At 67.7% G+C, this 4,441-nt stretch carries 3 protein-coding genes; all 3 read right to left on the reverse strand.

The features are described from left to right. Window positions 1-2,304, reverse strand: a 2,304-nt coding sequence (locus tag VKN16_26915) for a chemotaxis protein CheB (GenBank protein ID HME97851.1), incomplete at its 3' end; no start/stop codon positions are given. A gap of 167 nt (window positions 2,305-2,471) precedes the next feature. Further along, window positions 2,472-3,335 (reverse strand): phosphoribosylaminoimidazolesuccinocarboxamide synthase, encoded by an 864-nt coding sequence (locus VKN16_26920; protein ID HME97852.1) that lies wholly within the window; start codon window positions 3,333-3,335, stop codon window positions 2,472-2,474. Between the two features lie 38 nt (window positions 3,336-3,373). After that, complete coding sequence (locus VKN16_26925; protein HME97853.1) at window positions 3,374-4,291, reverse strand: GNAT family N-acetyltransferase; 918 nt, start codon at window positions 4,289-4,291, stop codon at window positions 3,374-3,376. Window positions 4,292-4,441: the final 150 nt, after the last annotated feature.

Here is a 4,441-nt window from a genome sequence, read left to right on the forward strand (position 1 = left end):
GTTGTTGCTCTGGCCCAGCTCGATGTTGCGGTTCTGCAGCTCCTCGTTCACGGTGGCCAGCTCCTCGTTACTGGACTGCACCTCCTCCTTCGATGTCTCCAGCTCCTCGTTGATGCTCTGCAGCTCCTCGTTGGCCGACTGCACCTCCTCGTTCGAGGACTGCAGCTCCTCGTTGGCCGCCTCCTGCTGCTCGATCACCGATTGGAGATACTCCCGGGTTGCGGCCAGCTCCTGGGTCAGGCGCGCCGTCTCCCGCTCGATGCTCTCGCTCTCGCGCGTCTTGCGATCGGCGGCCCCGACGCGCCTGGCCTTGCCCTTCTGCTTCGGGGACCTCGCCGCGTCCACGCCGGGCACGTCCTCGAAGAGGACCACGAAGTGAAGCGGACTCGCCGGGGTCGTGCCCCGGATCGGGACCACGTGCACGTTCACCTGACGAAAGCCGCCGTTGGACCGGACCTGTAAGCCGTCCTCCCGGATCGGGGTCTCCTCGCGCTTGGCCCGGTGCAGGGCCGCGCGGATCCCGACCAGCAGCCCGTCGCGCAGCATCTTGAGCAGGTTCAGGCTGGCCTTGCCGGGAGCCGGGGTCAGGTAGGGACCGGTGTCGCCGCGGAACTGAAGGATCTCCATGTCCGCGTTGACGAGGACGCTCGGCGGCGTGTACTTGGCCAGCAGGATGCGATCGGCCTCCCGATGCACGTCGGGGCCCGCGACTCCGACCTCGCGTGCTGAGGGCTCGGCGCGTCGGGGGGCGGGCATGTCGGTCGACAAGGCGCGCGGGACCAGGCGGGGCGGGCCCGGCTTCTTGACGTACATCTTGTACTTGCCGTCCTCCACGTCGAAGAGGTCCCGATAGGAGCCGATCGTCTCCGAGCTGCCCAGCCACAGCACGCCCCCCGGCTTGAGCGCGTAGTGCATCATGCCCATGGCCTTCTGCTGGAGCGACAGCTCGAGGTAGATGAGCAGGTTGCGGCAGCTGATCAAGTCGATGCGGGAGAATGGCGGCTCGGTCAGGACGTTGTGGCGGGCGAAGACGGTGGTGTCCCGGATCGCCTTGCTGATGCGGTACGTGCCGTCGCTCTCGAAGAAGAACCGGCGCAGGCGCTCGGGAGACACGTCCTGTACGATGCTCCTCCGATAGATGCCCGCACGCGCCTTCTCGATGCTGGCCCCGTTCAGGTCGGTCGCGAACACCTGGAGCGGGATCTGCAGGCGGGCCGCCTCCGAGAACTCGGCCCAGGCGATGGCGATGGAGTACGCCTCCTCGCCGGTAGAGCAGCCGATGGACCAGACCCGCACCGGATCGTGCCGCGAGCGGTCCTTCACGAGCCGCGGGAAGACCTTGCTCTTCAGGATCTCGAAGGCGTCCGAGTTGCGGAAGAAGCTGGTCACGCTGATGAGGACGTCCTGATAGAGCGCCTCGGTCTCGGCGGGATCGCCCTGGAGGAACCGCGCGTAATCCCGCAGCCCGTCCATCTTGTGCAGGACCGCGCGGCGGGTGATCCGGCGCAGGAGGGTGTTGCGCTTGTAGCTCGAGAAATCGACCCCGGTGGCCACCCGCAGCTGATCCAGCACCCGGCTCAGGCTCGGCTCGCTGCCCGGCGAGCTCAGGATCTCCTCGGCGCCCCGGGTCACGTAGGGGTGCCGGCTGATGCGCGCGATCTCCTGCGCGATCTCGGCGGGCGGCAGGACGAAATCGACGCACCCGGCCGCGATCGCGCTGTTCGGCATGCTGGTGTGCTGCGCGCTCTCGTCCTGCGCGAAGGTGATGCCGCCCTCGGCCTTGATCGCCTCCAGCCCGAGCGTGCCGTCGGTGGCACTACCCGAGAGGATGACACCGATCGCGCGGTGCCCCTGATCCTCGGCCAGCGCGCGCAGGAAGTGGTCGATCGGGCGATGCTGGCCCTTGACCTCCCGCCGGGGCGTGAGCTGGAGCGTGCCTCGCGTGATCGCCATCGTCACGCCGGGAGGGATGACGTACACGTGGTTCGGCTTCACCACCATCTGGTCGGCGACCTCGGTCACCGGCATGGACGTGGCCCGACCGAGGATCTCGGGGAGCATGCTGGCGTGGGTGGGGTCGAGGTGCTGGATCACCACGAAGGCCATGCCGGTGTCCGGCGGCAGCGCTCGCAGGATCTCCGTGAAGGCGTCGAGGCCTCCGGCGGAGGCGCCGATGCCGACGGTGGGGAACGGAGCGCTCGGTGGCCGCGGACTCGCGTCCTCCACGAACGATTCGGGAGGACGCTCCGCCGGGCCTCGGCGCGGGCCGGACGTCCTGGGCCCCTTGGACTTGCGCGGTGGCATCGTTGGATATCCCGCTCGGCAGGCAAGCGGCCGAGACACGAAGTCTGTACCCGCTCGCCGCTCAAGGCAAGAGCGGCACCAGGCTTCCGGATCTCGCGCGCGTCAGTCGGCTGGTGCGTTCCCGCCTCGGCGAGGCCGACCGGCCCCCGCTAGGTCGCCAGCCCCCGCTAGGTTGAAAGCACGCAGGCCGGCTGCCGCAGGTAGTCGTCGAAACGGCGGCCGGTGATCTGCTCGAACGCTTCCACGTAGCGCCTGCGCGTACCGGCCACCACGTCCTCGGGCAGCTCGGGCCCGGGGTAGGTCTTGCCCCAGCCGATCTTCTCGCAGTAGTCGCGCACGTACTGCTTGTCGTACGAGGGTTGGGGTCCGCCAGGCGAGTACTGGTCGGCGGGCCAGAAGCGCGAGGAGTCCGGGGTCAGCGCCTCGTCGCCCAGGACGAGCCGGCCGTCGCGGTCGACGCCGAACTCGAACTTGGTGTCGGCGATGATGATACCGCGCTCGAGCGCGAAGGCCGCCGCGAAGCGGTAGAGCGCGATCGAGAGCCGCTCGGCCTCGGCGAAGCGCTCGGCGCCGACCAGCGCGGCCGCCTGCGCGCCGGTGATGTTCTCGTCGTGGCCGCTGGTGGCCTTGGTGGCCGGCGTGAAGATCGGCTCGGGCAGGCGGTCCGACTCGCGGAGACCGGTCGGGAGCCGATGGCCACAGACCTCGCCGGTCTTGCCGTAGTCCTTCCAGCCGGAGCCGGAGAGGTAGCCGCGCACGACGCACTCGATGGGCAACATCCGGAGCTGCCGGCACTCGGTGGAGCGGCCGTCCGGTCGTAGCGCGAGCAGGTGATTCGGGCAGATTTCGGCGGTGCGCGCGAACCAGAAACCGGACAGGCCGGTGAGCACCCGGCCCTTGTCCGGGATGGCGGTGGGCAGCACGACGTCGAAGGTCGAGATGCGATCCGAGGCGACCAGCAGCAGCCGCTCGTCGTCGAGAGCGTACAGCTCACGGACCTTGCCGCTTCCGAGATGGACTGCGTCCGACATGGAGCCTCCTTTTTCGCCGCACTGTACCATAGGATGTGTCATGTCTTCCGGCTCATCATCCAGTACGCCGGTCCAAGTACGGCTCCGCACGCCCGGTGATAAAAGCCTACCGGCCCGACCCAGCCGATCTGGCACTCCTTTCTCCTCTTCTTCTGCAAATCGTCGAGGCAACTCCACAGCAACCTTGCCCCCAGACCATGTCCTCGGTGCGCCGGCGCCACGCCGGTAGGTCCGAAACTCCCCACGCACTGATCCACTTCATACGCCGAAAAGCCGACCAGCTCGCCTTCCTTCTCCGCCACGAACACCCCCACCGGCTCATGACCGAGGCCGAGCGTAGCCGCGTCACGCCACGTGACGGTCCACTCCCGCTCGATCAGTTCGCGTAGCGCCTCCCCTTCGCCAAGATGGCCCCGCCGCACCCGATATCCATCCACGTCTCCAAAAATTGCCGCCTCGCCCGGACTCGACCACGAGTCCAAGTCGCACGTCATGTTGAAGTATGTCGCCGAGTGCCCCCATCCCATTTCCTGCAAGGTGGCGATCAAGCGCGTCTCCCGAGTATCGACCCCCGGTCTGAGATAGTGCGGCGGCGTTGCGAACAGATGAATCTCCCGCGCCCCCCTGGCGGTCAGCCGCAAGCTCAATTCATCCGACAATCGGCGCAACACCGTCTCCCAATCGGGACCCGGGAGTGCGCCCAGCCATCGGACGTCGCCAACGCCCCCCTTGCGGCAGGGGTCGACGCCCGCCGCCAGTCCAACCAGCTCGTCTCCCGCCCCGCGGGCTGCCAGCAGCAAGTCCGGGTCGGCCGGTGGCGGACCGAACAATCGCTCCTTCAACATCCACAATTCGAGTGGATGCAACGGATGCGCCCGCTGCCAATAGTGCAAGACCTCCTCGGCCTGGTCCGGTCTCAGCGGTTCCAGTCCGACTCTTCCGATCGCCACTGCCATTCTCCCTGAACTTTTCCGGCCGGGAACCTACGTGAACCGTGTGGGCGCGACGTCTTGAACAGTCTACCCGGCTCGATCCGATCTACGGCCGCAGATGGTCAAGCCTCGTAGCATAATGCGCGCATGCCTGGCGGGACCACGCCCCCCACT

The organism is Candidatus Methylomirabilota bacterium (assembly GCA_035315345.1).
Taxonomy (GTDB): Bacteria; Methylomirabilota; Methylomirabilia; order Rokubacteriales; family CSP1-6; genus CAMLFJ01.

Coding starts and splice junctions, on each gene's coding strand:
- VKN16_26920 (HME97852.1), bottom strand. CDS start 3,335: ATGTCGGACGCAGTCCATCTCGGAAGCGGCAAGGTCCGTGAGCTGTAC.
- VKN16_26925 (HME97853.1), bottom strand. CDS start 4,291: ATGGCAGTGGCGATCGGAAGAGTCGGACTGGAACCGCTGAGACCGGAC.